General features: G+C 61.2%; 11 protein-coding genes and 1 pseudogene. All 12 read left to right on the top strand.

What is annotated here, in order from left to right; all coding sequences use genetic code 11:
* Positions 1–16: 16 nt before the first annotated feature.
* Positions 17–1,798: an NADH-quinone oxidoreductase subunit C/D gene (gene nuoC, locus AB4N84_RS19385; protein ID WP_074755326.1), complete on the top strand. Its 1,782-nt coding sequence runs from the start codon at positions 17–19 to the stop codon at positions 1,796–1,798.
* Positions 1,799–1,800: 2 nt separating this feature from the next.
* On the top strand, positions 1,801–2,298 hold the full coding sequence (gene nuoE / locus AB4N84_RS19380; RefSeq protein ID WP_074755328.1) for an NADH-quinone oxidoreductase subunit NuoE: 498 nt from the start codon (positions 1,801–1,803) through the stop codon (positions 2,296–2,298).
* Positions 2,295–3,659, top strand: a complete 1,365-nt coding sequence (gene nuoF, locus AB4N84_RS19375) for an NADH-quinone oxidoreductase subunit NuoF (RefSeq protein WP_074755330.1) — start codon at positions 2,295–2,297, stop codon at positions 3,657–3,659. The genes nuoE and nuoF overlap by 4 nt, the downstream gene beginning before the upstream one ends.
* Positions 3,660–3,795: 136 nt before the next feature.
* The gene (nuoG, locus tag AB4N84_RS19370; protein ID WP_460042685.1) at positions 3,796–6,513 is read left to right on the top strand and encodes an NADH-quinone oxidoreductase subunit NuoG; all 2,718 of its coding nucleotides are present in this window, start codon (positions 3,796–3,798) and stop codon (positions 6,511–6,513) included.
* Positions 6,510–7,502 (top strand): NADH-quinone oxidoreductase subunit NuoH, encoded by a 993-nt coding sequence (gene nuoH, locus AB4N84_RS19365; RefSeq protein WP_074755334.1) that lies wholly within the window; start codon positions 6,510–6,512, stop codon positions 7,500–7,502. Before nuoG ends, nuoH begins: the two co-directional genes overlap by 4 nt.
* 11 nt (positions 7,503–7,513) lie before the next feature.
* The gene (gene nuoI / locus AB4N84_RS19360; RefSeq protein ID WP_042559871.1) at positions 7,514–8,062 is read left to right on the top strand and encodes an NADH-quinone oxidoreductase subunit NuoI; all 549 of its coding nucleotides are present in this window, start codon (positions 7,514–7,516) and stop codon (positions 8,060–8,062) included.
* Positions 8,063–8,071: 9 nt separating this feature from the next.
* On the top strand, positions 8,072–8,572 hold the full coding sequence (gene nuoJ / locus AB4N84_RS19355) for an NADH-quinone oxidoreductase subunit J (RefSeq protein WP_062380728.1): 501 nt from the start codon (positions 8,072–8,074) through the stop codon (positions 8,570–8,572).
* Between the two features lie 4 nt (positions 8,573–8,576).
* On the top strand, positions 8,577–8,888 hold the full coding sequence (nuoK, locus tag AB4N84_RS19350) for an NADH-quinone oxidoreductase subunit NuoK (protein WP_062380726.1): 312 nt from the start codon (positions 8,577–8,579) through the stop codon (positions 8,886–8,888).
* Entirely contained in the window at positions 8,885–10,732 is a 1,848-nt protein-coding gene (gene nuoL / locus AB4N84_RS19345) for an NADH-quinone oxidoreductase subunit L (protein ID WP_460042683.1), read from the top strand. Before nuoK ends, nuoL begins: the two co-directional genes overlap by 4 nt.
* A gap of 52 nt (positions 10,733–10,784) precedes the next feature.
* Positions 10,785–12,317, top strand: coding sequence for an NADH-quinone oxidoreductase subunit M (gene nuoM, locus AB4N84_RS19340; RefSeq protein WP_074755338.1), 1,533 nt, complete (start codon positions 10,785–10,787; stop codon positions 12,315–12,317).
* Between the two features lie 7 nt (positions 12,318–12,324).
* Positions 12,325–13,782 carry an NADH-quinone oxidoreductase subunit NuoN gene (gene nuoN / locus AB4N84_RS19335; protein WP_074755340.1) on the top strand — a complete coding sequence of 486 codons (1,458 nt, stop codon included), beginning with the start codon at positions 12,325–12,327 and terminating at the stop codon, positions 13,780–13,782.
* A 428-nt stretch (positions 13,783–14,210) separates the two neighbouring features.
* A pseudogene (locus AB4N84_RS19330) lies at positions 14,211–15,245 on the top strand (cache domain-containing protein); the annotation flags it as partial.
* Between the last annotated feature and the right edge of the window lie 45 nt (positions 15,246–15,290).

Below are 15,290 nucleotides of genomic sequence, written 5' to 3'. Positions count from 1 at the left end.
ATAGCGATCGAGACCTATGACTGCAGACACCGCTCTGTACATCCCGCCTTACAAGGCTGACGACCAAGATGTCGTCGTTGAACTGCACAACCGCTTTGGCGCCGAGGCGTTCACCGCCCAATCCACTGTCACCGGCATGCCGGTGCTGTGGGTCGCCCGTGCAAAACTGTTCGAAATCCTGACGTTCCTGCGCAACGTGCCCAAGCCGTACTCGATGCTGTACGACCTGCACGGTGTGGACGAGCGCCTGCGCACCAAGCGCCGTGGCTTGCCGGACGCCGATTTCACGGTGTTCTACCACCTGCTGTCGGTAGAGCGTAACAGCGACGTCATGATCAAGGTCGCCTTGTCCGAAGGCGACCTCAGCGTGCCGACCATCACCAGCATCTGGCCGAATGCCAACTGGTACGAGCGTGAAGTGTGGGACATGTTCGGGATCGATTTCCCGGGCCACCCGCACCTGAGCCGCATCATGATGCCGCCGACCTGGGAAGGTCACCCGCTGCGCAAGGACTACCCTGCCCGCGCCACCGAATTCGACCCGTACAGCCTGACGCTGGCCAAACAGCAACTGGAAGAAGAAGCCGCGCGCTTCCGTCCGGAAGACTGGGGCATGAAGCGTTCCGGCACCAACGAGGACTACATGTTCCTCAACCTGGGTCCGAACCACCCGTCCGCTCACGGTGCGTTCCGTATCGTGCTGCAACTGGACGGTGAAGAAATCGTCGACTGCGTTCCGGACATCGGCTACCACCACCGTGGTGCCGAGAAGATGGCCGAGCGTCAGTCCTGGCACAGTTTCATCCCGTACACCGACCGTATCGATTACCTCGGCGGCGTGATGAACAACCTGCCGTACGTGCTCTCGGTCGAGAAGCTGGCCGGCATCAAGGTGCCCGAGAAGGTCGACGTCATCCGCATCATGATGGCCGAGTTCTTCCGTATCACCAGTCACCTGCTGTTCCTGGGTACCTATATCCAGGACGTGGGCGCGATGACCCCGGTGTTCTTCACCTTCACCGACCGCCAGAAAGCCTACACGGTGATCGAAGCCATCACCGGTTTCCGTCTGCACCCGGCCTGGTATCGCATCGGTGGTGTCGCTCACGACCTGCCACGCGGCTGGGAAAAACTGGTAAAGGATTTCGTCGAGTGGCTGCCCAAGCGCCTGGACGAATACACCAAGGCCGCCCTGCAGAACAGCATCCTCAAGGGTCGTACCATCGGCGTTGCCGCCTACAACACCAAAGAGGCCCTGGAATGGGGTGTCACCGGTGCCGGCCTCCGTTCCACCGGTTGCGACTTCGACCTGCGCAAGGCGCGTCCTTACTCGGGTTACGAGAACTTCGAATTCGAAGTGCCGCTGGCACACAACGGCGATGCCTATGATCGCTGCATGGTCCGCGTCGAAGAGATGCGCCAGAGCATCAAGATCATCGACCAGTGCATGCGCAACATGCCGGAAGGCCCGTACAAGGCGGATCACCCGCTGACCACGCCGCCGCCGAAAGAGCGCACGCTGCAGCACATCGAAACCTTGATCACGCACTTCCTGCAGGTTTCGTGGGGCCCGGTCATGCCGGCCAATGAATCCTTCCAGATGATTGAAGCGACCAAGGGCATCAACAGTTATTACCTGACGAGCGACGGCGGCACCATGAGCTACCGTACCCGGATTCGCACCCCAAGCTACCCGCACCTGCAGCAGATCCCTTCGGTGATCAAAGGCAGCATGGTCGCGGACTTGATCGCGTACCTGGGTAGTATCGACTTCGTTATGGCCGACGTGGACCGCTAAGCATGAACAGCACGCTTATCCAGACAGACCGTTTCGCCCTGAGCGAATCCGAGCGCTCGGCCATCGAGCACGAAATGCATCACTACGAGGACCCGCGCGCGGCGTCCATCGAAGCCCTGAAAATTGTCCAGAAAGAACGCGGCTGGGTGCCGGACGGCGCCATCTACGCGATCGGCGAAGTGCTGGGCATCCCTGCCAGCGACGTTGAAGGCGTGGCCACGTTCTACAGCCAGATCTTCCGTCAACCGGTTGGCCGTCACATCATTCGCGTCTGCAACAGCATGGTCTGCTTCATCGCCGGTCACGAAGACATCGTCGGCGAGATTCAGAGCACGCTGGGCATCGGCCTGGGTCAGACCACGGCCGACGGCCGCTTCACGCTGCTGCCGGCCTGCTGCCTGGGCAACTGCGACAAGGCACCGGCGGTCATGATCGACGACGATACTTTCGGCAATCTGCAGCCGACGGGCGTTGCCCAGCTGCTGGAGGGTTACGTATGACCATCACTTCCTTCGGTCCAGCCAACCTGATCACCCGTACGCCGGAAACCCATCCGCTGACCTGGCGTCTTCGCGACGACGGCGAGCCGGTGTGGCTGGACGAGTACGTGGCCAAAGACGGCTATGCCGCTGCCCGTAAAGCCTTCGCCCAGCAAACGCCTGACGAAATCGTTCAGTCGGTCAAGGACTCCGGCCTCAAGGGTCGTGGCGGCGCGGGCTTCCCCACGGGCGTGAAGTGGGGCCTGATGCCCAAAGACGAATCCCTCGACATCCGCTACCTGCTGTGCAACGCGGACGAGATGGAACCGAACACCTGGAAAGACCGCATGCTGATGGAGCAACTGCCCCATCTGCTGGTGGAAGGCATGCTGATCAGTGCTCGCGCGCTGAAGGCCTATCGCGGCTACATCTTCCTGCGTGGCGAGTACGTCACTGCGGCCAAGCATCTGAACCGCGCTGTGGCTGAAGCCAAGGCCGCGGGTCTGTTGGGCAAGAACATCCTGGGCACCGGTTTCGACTTCGAGCTGTTCGTGCACACCGGCGCCGGGCGTTACATCTGCGGTGAAGAAACCGCATTGATCAACTCCCTGGAAGGCCGTCGCGCCAACCCGCGCTCCAAGCCGCCCTTCCCTGCCGCCGTTGGCGTGTGGGGCAAGCCGACCTGCGTGAACAACGTCGAAACCCTGTGCAACGTCCCGGCGATCGTCAACAACGGCAACGACTGGTACAAGTCGCTCGCCCGCGAAGGCAGTGAAGACCACGGCACCAAGCTGATGGGCTTCTCCGGCAAGGTGAAGAACCCGGGCATCTGGGAATTGCCTTTCGGCCTGCCGGCCCGTGAGCTGTTCGAAGACTACGCGGGCGGCATGCGCGACGGCTTCAAGCTCAAGTGCTGGCAGCCAGGCGGTGCCGGTACCGGTTTCCTGCTGCCCGAACACCTCGACTGCGCGTTCTACGCCGGCGGCGTGGCCAAGGTCGGCACCCGGATGGGTACCGGTCTTGCGATGGCGGTGGACGACAAGGTCAACATGGTGTCGCTGCTGCGCAACATGGAAGAGTTCTTCGCCCAGGAGTCGTGCGGTTTCTGCACACCTTGCCGCGACGGCTTGCCGTGGAGCGTGAAGATGCTGCGAGCGCTCGAGAACGGCCAGGGTCAACCGGGCGATATCGAGACGCTGCTGGGGTTGGTCAACTTCCTCGGCCCAGGCAAGACCTTCTGCGCCCACGCACCGGGCGCCGTGGAACCTCTGGGCAGCGCGATCAAATACTTCCGTCCGGAATTCGAGGCAGGCATCGCACCGGCAGCACGTGCGACAGCGGGCCTGGTTCCTGGCAAAGCGCCCACGATAGTCGGCGCATAACAAGACTGACCGGGCAGTGATTCAAAAGACCACTGCCCTTTGCTCCGATTGCGCCTGACGGCTGTTTGAACCGGAGCAGCACCGAGATTCCATTAGCCACGCCCGCTGACACCGGGCCAACGAAGACCTTTGAACCATGGCTACTATCCACGTAGACGGCAAAGCGCTCGAAGTCGATGGCGCAGACAACCTGTTACAGGCCTGTCTGTCGCTGGGGCTCGACATCCCTTATTTCTGCTGGCACCCAGCACTTGGCAGTGTTGGCGCCTGTCGCCAGTGCGCCGTCAAGCAGTACACCGACGAGAACGACACCCGTGGTCGTATCGTCATGTCCTGCATGACGCCCGCCACTGACAACACCTGGATTTCCATCGACGACGAAGAGTCCAAGGCGTTCCGCGCCAGCGTCGTCGAATGGCTGATGACCAACCACCCCCACGACTGCCCGGTCTGTGAGGAAGGCGGTCACTGTCATTTGCAGGACATGATGGTGATGACCGGCCACAACGAGCGCCGTTATCGCTTCACCAAACGCACCCACCAGAACCAGGAACTGGGGCCGTTCATCGCTCACGAGATGAACCGCTGCATCGCCTGCTATCGCTGTGTGCGCTTCTATAAAGACTACGCCGGCGGCACCGACCTCGGTGTGTTCGGTGCCCACGACAACGTGTACTTCGGTCGCGTCGAAGACGGCACGCTGGAAAGCGAGTTCTCCGGCAACCTCGCCGAGGTCTGCCCGACCGGTGTGTTTACCGACAAGACTCACTCCGAGCGCTACAACCGCAAGTGGGACATGCAGTTCTCGCCGAGCATCTGTCACGGCTGCTCCAGCGGCTGCAACATCAGCCCGGGCGAACGTTATGGCGAAATCCGCCGTATCGAGAACCGCTACAACGGTTCGGTGAACCAGTACTTCCTGTGCGACCGTGGCCGTTTCGGTTATGGCTACGTCAACCGCACCGACCGTCCACGTCAGCCACTGCTGGCCGAAGGCAATGTCAAGCTGAGCCTGGACGCTGCGCTGGACAAGGCTGCCTACATGCTGCGCGGCCGCAACATCGTCGGTATCGGTTCGCCGCGTGCCAGCCTTGAAAGCAACTTCGCCTTGCGCGAACTGGTCGGTGCCGAGCACTTCTATTCGGGTATCGAAGCCGGTGAGCTTGCGCGTCTGCGCCTGATCGCACAGGTCCTGAAGGACAGCCCGCTGCCGATTCCGACCCTGCGTGAAGTCGAAGAGCACGACGCGGTGTTCATCCTCGGCGAAGACGTCACTCAGACCGCTGCGCGCATGGCGCTGGGCCTGCGTCAGTTGGTGAAGAACAAAGCCGAAGACATGGCCGCTGCGATGAAAGTCCAGCCTTGGCTCGACGCTGCGGTGAAAAACATTGGCCAGCACGAGATGAACCCGCTGTTCATCGCCAGTCTGGCTGAAACCCGCCTGGACGATATCGCCGAAGAGTGCGTACACGCCGCTCCCGACGATCTGGCCCGCATCGGTTTCGCCGTGGCACACGCCATCGACCCAAGCGCGCCGGCCGTCACCGGCCTGGACAGCGAAGCACTGGAACTGGCTCAACGCATCGCCGATGCATTGCTGGCCGCCAAGCGTCCACTGATCGTCTCCGGCGCCTCGCTGGGTTCCAGCGCGCTGATCGAAGCCGCTGCGAACATCGCCAAAGCCCTGAAACTGCGCGAGAAGAATGGCTCCCTGAGCCTGATCGTTCCGGAAGCCAACAGCATGGGTCTGACCCTGTTCGGTGGTGATTCGGTCGATGACGCGCTGCAAGCGGTGATCTCGGGCAAGGCCGACGCCATCGTCGTGCTGGAAAACGACCTGTTCACCCGCGTTGATGCGGCGACCGTCGAGGCCGCACTGAAGGCCGCGAAAGTGGTGATCGTTGCTGACCATCAGAAGACCGCGACCACCGACCGCGCGCACCTCGTGCTGCCGGCCGCCAGCTTCGCTGAAGGCGACGGCACGCTGGTCAGCCAGGAAGGCCGCGCCCAGCGCTTCTTCCAGGTCTACGATCCGACCTACCTGGACGCCAGCATCCAGATCCACGAAGGCTGGCGCTGGCTGCATGCCCTGCGCGCCACCCTGCTGAACAAGCCGGTGGATTGGACCCAACTGGATCACGTCACCGAAGCCTGTGCCGCGAGCAACGCGCAACTGGCCGGCATCGTCGGTGCAGCGCCTTCCGCCGCGTTCCGTATCAAAGGCCTGAAACTGGCTCGCGAACCGCTGCGTTACAGCGGCCGGACCGCCATGCGCGCCAACATCAGCGTGCATGAGCCACGCACCTCGCAGGACAAGGACACCGCGTTCTCGTTCTCGATGGAAGGTTACTCGGGCTCCGCCGAACCTCGCTCCCAGGTGCCATTCGCCTGGTCGCCGGGCTGGAACTCGCCGCAAGCGTGGAACAAGTTCCAGGACGAAGTCGGTGGTCATCTGCGTGCGGGCGACCCGGGCGTGCGCCTGATCGAAAGCAGCGGCGACAAGTTGAGCTGGTTCTCCAGCGTGCCGCGTGCCTTCTCCCCTGCTCAAGGGACCTGGCAGGTCGTGCCGTTCTACCACCTGTTCGGCAGCGACGAGACCTCGTCCAAAGCCGCGCCGGTTCAAGAGCGTATTCCGGCGGCCTATGTCGCACTGGCCAAGTCCGAAGCGGACCGCCTGGGCGTCAACGACGGTGCCATGCTCAGCCTCAACGTTGCCGGTCAGACCCTGCGTCTGCCACTGCGCATCAACGAAGACCTGGGCGCCGGTCTGGTGGCATTGCCATCGGGTCTGGCGGGCATTCCTCCGGCGCTGGCCGGGAAAACCGTTGAAGGTCTGCAGGAGGCAGCACAATGACCACGTGGTTTACCCCTGAAGTGATCGACTCGATCATCGCCGTCGTGAAGGCCATCGTGGTGCTGCTCGCCGTGGTGGTTTGCGGCGCGCTGCTCAGCTTCGTCGAACGCCGTCTGCTGGGCTGGTGGCAGGACCGTTACGGTCCTAACCGCGTTGGCCCGTTCGGTATGTTCCAGATCGCCGCCGACATGCTGAAGATGTTCTTCAAGGAAGACTGGAACCCTCCCTTCGTCGACAAGATGATCTTCACCCTGGCGCCGGTCGTGGCCATGAGTGCGTTGCTGATCTCGTTCTCGATCATCCCGGTCACCCAGACCTGGGTCGTCGCAGACCTGAACATCGGCCTGCTGTTCTTCTTCGCCATGGCCGGTCTGTCGGTCTACGCGGTGCTGTTCGCCGGCTGGTCATCGAACAACAAGTACGCCCTGCTGGGCAGCTTGCGTGCTTCGGCACAGACCGTCTCGTACGAAGTGTTCCTGGGCCTGTCGCTGATGGGCATCATCGTTCAGGTCGGCTCGTTCAACATGGGCGACATCGTTCAGTACCAGGCCGATCACCTGTGGTTCATCATTCCGCAGTTCTTCGGCTTCTGTACCTTCTTCATCGCTGGCGTCGCCGTGACTCACCGTCACCCGTTCGACCAGCCGGAAGCGGAACAGGAACTGGCCGACGGTTACCACATTGAATACGCCGGCATGAAGTGGGGCATGTTCTTCGTCGGTGAATACATCGGGATCATCCTGATCTCGGCACTGCTGGTGACCCTGTTCTTCGGTGGCTGGCACGGTCCGTTCAACATCCTGCCGCAACTGTCGTTCATGTGGTTCGTCCTGAAAACCGCGTTCTTCATCATGCTGTTCATCCTGCTTCGCGCGTCTATCCCGCGTCCGCGTTATGACCAGGTGATGGATTTCAGCTGGAAGTTCTGCCTGCCACTGACCCTGATCAATTTGCTAGTGACCGCTGCGGTCGTCTTGGCGGCTCAGTGAGGATTTGACCCATGTTCAAATATATTGGCGACATCGTTAAGGGTACGGGTACCCAGCTACGCAGCCTGATCATGGTCTTCGGCCATGGCTTCCGTAAGCGCGACACCCTGCAATATCCGGAAGAAGCGGTTTACCTGCCGCCTCGCTACCGCGGTCGTATCGTGCTGACGCGCGACCCCGATGGCGAAGAGCGCTGCGTGGCCTGCAACCTGTGCGCCGTGGCCTGCCCGGTCGGCTGCATCTCGCTGCAGAAAGCGGAGACCGAAGACGGTCGCTGGTACCCGGACTTCTTCCGCATCAACTTCTCGCGTTGCATCTTCTGCGGTCTCTGTGAAGAAGCCTGCCCGACCACCGCGATCCAGCTCACCCCGGATTTCGAAATGGCCGAGTTCAAACGTCAGGATCTGGTGTACGAGAAGGAAGATCTGCTGATCTCCGGTCCCGGCAAGAACCCTGACTACAACTTCTACCGCGTTGCAGGTATGGCGATCGCCGGCAAGCCGAAAGGCTCTGCGCAGAACGAAGCCGAGCCCATCAACGTCAAGAGCTTGCTGCCTTAAGGAAGAAAGATGGAATTCGCTTTCTATTTCGCATCCGGCATCGCTGTTGTAGCCACCCTTCGGGTGATTACCAACACGAACCCGGTGCACGCCCTGCTCTACCTGATCATTTCGCTGATCGCCGTGGCCATGACCTTCTTCAGTCTCGGCGCTCCGTTTGCCGGTGCTCTGGAAGTGATCGCCTACGCTGGCGCCATCATGGTGCTGTTCGTGTTCGTGGTGATGATGCTGAACCTGGGCCCGGCCTCGGTTCAGCAAGAACGCGCCTGGCTCAAGCCCGGCATCTGGCTGGGCCCGATCCTGCTGGGTGGCCTGCTGCTGGCGGAGCTGCTGTACGTGCTGTTCGCCAACTCCACCGGCGCCGGTATCGGCCACACGACCGTGGACGCCAAGGCCGTGGGCATCAGCCTGTTCGGTCCGTACCTGCTGGTGGTCGAACTCGCCTCGATGCTGCTGCTCGCCGCAGCGGTGACGGCGTTCCATGTCGGCCGCAACGAGGCGAAGGAGTAATCCCATGCATGCACAAATCCCTCTGGAACACGGGCTGGCCGTCGCCGGCATCCTGTTCTGCCTCGGCCTGGCGGGCCTGTTGGTACGCCGCAACATTCTGTTCGTGTTGATGAGCCTGGAAGTGATGATGAACGCAGCCGCACTGGCTTTCGTCGTGGCGGGTAGCCGCTGGGCGCAGCCTGACGGCCAGATCATGTTCATCCTGGTGATCAGCCTTGCCGCAGCCGAGGCCAGCATTGGCCTGGCGATCCTGCTGCAACTGTATCGCCGCTTCCACACTCTCGATATCGACGCTGCCAGCGAGATGCGCGGATGAACCTACTCTTTCTGACTTTCGTATTCCCTCTGATCGGCTTCCTGCTGCTGTCGTTCTCACGCGGCAAATGGTCGGAAAACCTGTCTGCCCTGATCGGCGTCGGCTCCATTGGCCTGTCGGCCATTGTGGCCGCCTACGTGATCTTCCAGTTCAACGTCTCGCCGCCCGAAGGCGGTAACCTGACCATGGTGCTGTGGCGCTGGATGTCGGTTGACGGCTTCGACCCTAACTTCGCGCTGTATGTCGATGGCCTGTCCATCACCATGCTGGGCGTCGTGGTCGGCGTGGGCTTCCTGATCCACCTGTTCGCGTCCTGGTACATGCGCGGTGAAGACGGTTACTCGCGCTTCTTCGCCTACACCAACCTGTTCATTGCCAGCATGTTGTTCCTGATCCTGGGCGACAACCTGCTGTTCATCTACTTCGGTTGGGAAGGCGTGGGCCTGTGTTCGTACCTGTTGATCGGTTTCTATTACAGCAACCGCAACAACGGCAACGCGGCACTGAAAGCCTTCATCGTGACCCGCATCGGCGACGTGTTCATGGCCATCGGCCTGTTCATCCTGTTCCAGCAACTGGGCACGCTGAACATCCAGGAACTGCTGGTACGTGCACCGCAGCACTTCAAGGTCGGCGACTTCTGGATCGTGCTAGCCACCCTGATGCTGCTGGGCGGCGCTGTCGGTAAATCCGCGCAACTGCCGCTGCAGACCTGGCTGGCGGATGCGATGGCCGGTCCTACCCCGGTTTCCGCACTGATTCACGCGGCCACCATGGTAACCGCCGGTGTTTACTTGATCGCCCGTACACACGGCCTGTTCGCCCTGGCGCCGGACATCCTGCACCTGGTCGGCATCGTCGGCGGTGTGACCCTGGTGCTGGCAGGTTTTGCGGCACTGGTTCAGACCGACATCAAACGTATCCTCGCCTACTCGACCATGAGCCAGATCGGCTACATGTTCCTGGCGTTGGGTGTGGGTGCATGGGAAGGCGCGATCTTCCACCTGATGACCCACGCTTTCTTCAAGGCCCTGCTGTTCCTTGCATCCGGTGCGGTGATCGTGGCCTGCCACCACGAGCAGAACATCTTCAAGATGGGCGGCCTGTGGAAGAAACTGCCACTGGCCTACACCAGCTTCATCGTCGGCGGCGCGGCCCTGGCGGCATTGCCTCTGGTGACTGCAGGTTTCTACTCCAAGGACGAAATTCTTTGGGAAGCCTTCGCCAGCGGCCATCAGTACCTGCTGTATGCAGGTCTGGTCGGTGCCTTCATGACCTCGCTGTATACCTTCCGCCTGATCTTCATCGCCTTCCACGGCGAAGCGAAGACCGAAGCTCACGCTGGCCACGGGATCTCCCACTGGTTGCCGCTGAGCGTGCTGATCGTGCTGTCGACGTTCATCGGTGCCTGGATTCATCCGCCACTGGCGGGCGTGCTGCCGGAAAGCGCCGGTCATGCCGGTGGCGAAGCCAAGCACAGTCTGGAAATCGCCTCGGGCGCCATCGCCCTGGCCGGTATCCTGCTGGCCGCGGTGCTGTTCCTGGGCAAGCGTCGTCTGGTCACGGCCATCGCCAACAGCGGTCCGGGGCGATTCCTGTCCGCCTGGTGGTTCGCGGCATGGGGCTTCGACTGGGTGTATGACGTGTTGTTCGTCAAACCTTACCTGGCAATCAGCCGCATCCTGCGTGGCGACCCGCTCGACCACACGATTGGTGTGATCCCGCGTCTGGTCAAAGCCGGTAACGGCTTGATGACCCGTACTGAAACCGGTCAGCTGCGCTGGTACGCCGCTTCGATCGCCGCAGGTGCCGTACTGGTACTCGGCGCGATTGTGCTGGTCTGATGAGTCTATATGACATGAACCTTGCGACTTACGAAAAGGAATTGAGCCCGTCATGATTCTGCCTTGGCTAATCCTGATCCCCTTTATCGGCGGCCTGTTGTGCTGGCAAGGTGAGCGCTTCGGCCCTACCCTGCCGCGCTGGATTGCGCTGGTTACGATGTCCCTCCTGACTGCGCTGGCGCTGTGGCTGTGGAGCACCGGTACGTACACCTACGCACCGGCTCCTGGCGTCGACCCCACCTGGGCGGTTGAATTCAAGGCCCAGTGGATCCAGCGCTTTGGCATCAGCGTCCATCTGGCGCTCGATGGCCTGTCGTTGCTGATGATCCTGCTGACCGGTCTGCTGGGTGTCCTCTCGGTCCTCTGCTCGTGGAAAGAAATCCAGCGTAACGTCGGCTTCTTCCACCTGAACCTGATGTGGATCCTGGGCGGTGTGGTGGGCGTGTTCCTCGCCATCGACCTGTTCATGTTCTTCTTCTTCTGGGAAATGATGCTGGTGCCGATGTTCTTCCTCATCGCGCTCTGGGGTCACAGCTCGGCAGACGGCAAGAAGACTCGTATCTACGCCGCGACCAAGTTCTTCATCTTCACTCAGGCCAGCGGCCTGATCATGCTGGTGGCGATCCTGGGCCTGGTGCTGGTGCACTTCAATCAGACCGGCGTCATCACGTTCAGCTACGCCGACCTGCTGAAGACCAAACTGTCCCACGGCACCGAGTACATCCTGATGCTGGGCTTCTTCATTGCCTTCGCGGTGAAGCTGCCGATCGTGCCGCTGCATTCCTGGTTGCCTGACGCGCACGCCCAGGCACCGACCGCAGGTTCTGTGGACCTGGCGGGTATCCTGCTGAAGACCGCCGCTTATGGTCTGCTGCGTTTTGCGCTGCCGCTGTTCCCGAACGCGTCGGCAGAGTTCGCACCGATCGCGATGATCCTCGGCCTGATCGGGATCTTCTACGGTGCCTTCCTGGCCTTTGCCCAGACCGACATCAAGCGTCTGATCGCGTTTTCCAGCGTGTCGCACATGGGCTTCGTGCTGATCGGTATCTACTCCGGCAGTCAGCAGGCGCTGCAAGGCGTCGTGGTTCAGATGCTGGCCCACGGTCTGTCGGCCGCTGCACTGTTTATCCTCAGCGGTCAGCTGTACGAGCGCCTGCACACCCGTGACATGCGCGAGATGGGCGGCCTGTGGAACAAGATCGCTTACCTGCCGGCCATCAGCCTGTTCTTCGCAGCCGCCTCTCTGGGTCTGCCGGGCACCGGTAACTTCGTTGGCGAGTTCCTGATCCTGATCGGCACCTTCGTCAGCGCACCGTGGATCACCGCCATCGCCACTTCCGGCCTGGTGTTCGGTTCGGTCTACTCGCTGATCATGATCCACCGCGCCTACTTCGGCCCTGCAAAGACCGAAGAGATTCTCAAAGGCATGGATGGACGGGAATTGATCATGGTGCTGGGCCTGGCCGTGTTGCTGGTCCTGCTGGGTATCTACCCGCAGCCGGTTCTCGACACTTCCTCGGCGACCATGCATGGCGTGCAGCAATGGCTCGGCACCGCCTTCACTCAACTCGCTTCGGCCCGGTAAGAGCGCTATGGACCTGACGATTCAACACTTTATTGCGCTGGCGCCGCTGCTGATTACCAGCATCACCGTTGTGGTGGTGATGCTGGGCATCGCATGGCGTCGCAATCACTCGCAATCGTTCCTGCTGACCGTGGCAGGACTCAACCTGGCCCTGCTGTCGATTTACCCGGCCCTCAAGGTCGCGCCGCTGGTGGTTACGCCTCTGCTGCAGATCGACAGCTTTGCCCTGCTGTATATCGGCATCATTCTGGTCTCCACTCTGGCGTGCGTCACCCTGGCTCACGCCTACCTGGGTGAAGGCAAGGCCGGTTACCCGGGCAACCGTGAAGAGCTTTACCTGCTGATCCTGATGGCCGCTGCCGGCGGCATGGTGCTGGTCGCCTCGCAACACCTGGCGAGCCTGTTCATCGGTCTGGAACTGCTGTCGGTGCCGGTCTACGGTCTGGTGGCTTATGCCTTCTTCAACAAGCGTTCGCTGGAAGCCGGTATCAAGTACATGGTGCTTTCGGCGGCAGGGTCTGCGTTCCTGCTGTTCGGTATGGCGCTGCTGTACGCCGAAGCGGGCAGCCTGGGCTTCAGCGAAATCGGCAAGGCCATCGCGGCCACCGGTATGCCAAGCCCGATCGCCAGCCTGGGTCTGGGCATGATGTTGATCGGTCTGGGCTTCAAGCTGTCGCTGGTGCCGTTCCACCTGTGGACGCCGGACGTGTACGAAGGCGCCCCTGCCCCGGTGGCGGCGTTCCTGGCCACCGCCAGCAAGGTCGCGGTGTTCGGTGTGCTGGTGCGTCTGTTCCAGATCTCTCCGGCGGCCAGCAGCGGTGTGCTGACGGACGTGATGTCGGTCATTGCGGTGGCGTCGATCCTGATCGGTAACCTGTTGGCGCTGACTCAGAACAACCTCAAGCGTCTGCTGGGCTATTCGTCCATCGCTCACTTCGGTTACCTGATGATCGCGATGGTCGCCAGCAAAGGTCTGGCGGTTGAAGCGATCAGCGTGTACCTGGTGACTTACGTGCTGACCAGCCTGGGCGCGTTCGGTGTGATCACCTTGATGTCGTCGCCGTACAGCGGTCGCGACGCCGATGCGATGTTCGAATACCGTGGCCTGTTCTGGCGTCGTCCGTACCTGACGGCCGTGTTGACGGTGATGATGCTGTCGCTGGCGGGTATTCCGTTGACGACGGGCTTTATCGGTAAGTTCTACATCATTGCAACCGGTGTCGAGGCTCACTTGTGGTGGCTGACCGGTTCGCTGGTGATCGGCAGTGCGATTGGTGTGTTCTATTACCTGCGGGTGATGGTGACGCTGTATCTGCAGGACTCGAAGATTCAGCGCCACGATGCGCCGTTCAATTGGGCGCAGCGTGCCGGTGGTGTGATGTTGTTGGGGATTACGCTGTTGGCGTTCTTCCTGGGTGTTTACCCGCAGCCGTTGTTGTCTCTGGTGCAGCACGCCGGGCTTTGAGGGTTCGGTGAGGTAGAAGAAACCCTGCTCTTGAGCAGGGTTTTTTTATGGCTGGAATCAGGATGATTTGGGTTTAGGGTGACACTGGGTTTATTGGCGGATCCGTTGTTGATGGTGGTGCTGACGGGTTCTGGCTAACGCCAGACCTGTTTCGCCTTCGGCGAGTTACTTTTTCAAGAGCCAAAAAGTAACCAAGGCCCTGCTCCTGGCTTGGCCCTCCTGCGTCGGGTCCCTTCACTCCGGCGACGCTCCGTGGGCAGAGACGCTCAAGGGCGTCGCCAATCGTCTGTACGCCGTGACCACGCCCTCACCTTCTCACGTCGTCGGCCGATAGTCTGGAGGTAGCCGTGGACGTCTGTTCTAAAAAATCCAGCCACGCACTTTTTTGTTTCTGCCTTCCAACACTTATAAAACCAGCGGAATATTTCATGAACATCAAACAGAAGCTGACGTGGGCGTTTGCGGCCATCGCGTGTCTCCCGGTTATTGTGGTGGCGGTGCTTGTCGTGTTTAACGTGCGGGAGGGGGCCAAGGCCGACTTCGTGGACAGCAGTGGGCGCGAGATTCGTCAGATCGATAACGGGATGAAGCAGTTTTTCGACGGTATCAGCCAGAACGTCGAGTACCTGGCGAAAGACCCCCGCGTGGTTGCTGGCAAGGATTTGAAGAACTACTCAGGGGCCGATGCGGCTCAGATTCCGCTGACTGAAAACAACCGTTCATTCCTCGAGATGTTCGAGGCCTTCGCCAAAAGCCATCCGAGCACCGCGTATCTCTCTCTTGGCCTGACGGATGGCGGTTACGCGAGCTGGCCGGACGACGCCAAGCTCTCCCAGTATGATCCGCGCCAGCGTCCGTGGTATCAGGCAGCGATCGCTTCGCCAGGTGCCACTGTTCGCACAGGCGCCTACTATTGGGCCCCGGATGACATCTCGTTGATCGGCACCGTGCACACCGTCAGCGACGCAGCGGGCAAGCTGGTGGGTGTTGTCGGTCTGGACGTCTCGCTCAAGCAACTGACCGAGCTGGTCAAGAACATCAAGCTGGGCAACAGCGGTTACCTCATGCTGGTCGAGGCCAACGGCAACGTGCTCGTGGACCCCAGCAACGCGCAGCATAACTTCAAACCGATGGCCGGCCTGGGCGCCAACTACGCCGAGCTGGCGCAACGTGGCGACGGCCCCGCTCAGATCGAGATCGACGGTAAGGTCTACATGGCCAACGTGATCAGCTCCAAAGGGTTGGGCTGGCGTTTCATCGGTCTGATCGAGCGCGACGAAGTGATGGCCAAGGCCTCTAACCTGACCTGGTTGATCGCCGCCATTGCCGCCGCACTCGCGGTGATTTTCGCCGTGGTCGGCGCCAGCTTCGCCGGCGTGATCGTGCGGCCGATTCGTGGCGTTGCCGACGGCCTGCAGGAGATTGCCGAAGGCGAAGGCGATCTCACGCGTCAGCTCAAGGTGCAGGGCAAGGACGAAACCGCCACGCTGGCGGGCTGGTTCAACCAG

Source organism: Pseudomonas sp. S2_H01 (genome assembly GCF_054668305.1).
Note: the sequence above shows the minus strand (reverse complement) of the source record. Positions and strands in the feature narration are given on the sequence as shown.

Coding starts and splice junctions, on each gene's coding strand:
- nuoC (WP_074755326.1), top strand. CDS start 17: ATGACTGCAGACACCGCTCTGTACATCCCGCCTTACAAGGCTGACGAC.
- nuoE (WP_074755328.1), top strand. CDS start 1,801: ATGAACAGCACGCTTATCCAGACAGACCGTTTCGCCCTGAGCGAATCC.
- nuoF (WP_074755330.1), top strand. CDS start 2,295: ATGACCATCACTTCCTTCGGTCCAGCCAACCTGATCACCCGTACGCCG.
- nuoG (WP_460042685.1), top strand. CDS start 3,796: ATGGCTACTATCCACGTAGACGGCAAAGCGCTCGAAGTCGATGGCGCA.
- nuoH (WP_074755334.1), top strand. CDS start 6,510: ATGACCACGTGGTTTACCCCTGAAGTGATCGACTCGATCATCGCCGTC.
- nuoI (WP_042559871.1), top strand. CDS start 7,514: ATGTTCAAATATATTGGCGACATCGTTAAGGGTACGGGTACCCAGCTA.
- nuoJ (WP_062380728.1), top strand. CDS start 8,072: ATGGAATTCGCTTTCTATTTCGCATCCGGCATCGCTGTTGTAGCCACC.
- nuoK (WP_062380726.1), top strand. CDS start 8,577: ATGCATGCACAAATCCCTCTGGAACACGGGCTGGCCGTCGCCGGCATC.
- nuoL (WP_460042683.1), top strand. CDS start 8,885: ATGAACCTACTCTTTCTGACTTTCGTATTCCCTCTGATCGGCTTCCTG.
- nuoM (WP_074755338.1), top strand. CDS start 10,785: ATGATTCTGCCTTGGCTAATCCTGATCCCCTTTATCGGCGGCCTGTTG.
- nuoN (WP_074755340.1), top strand. CDS start 12,325: ATGGACCTGACGATTCAACACTTTATTGCGCTGGCGCCGCTGCTGATT.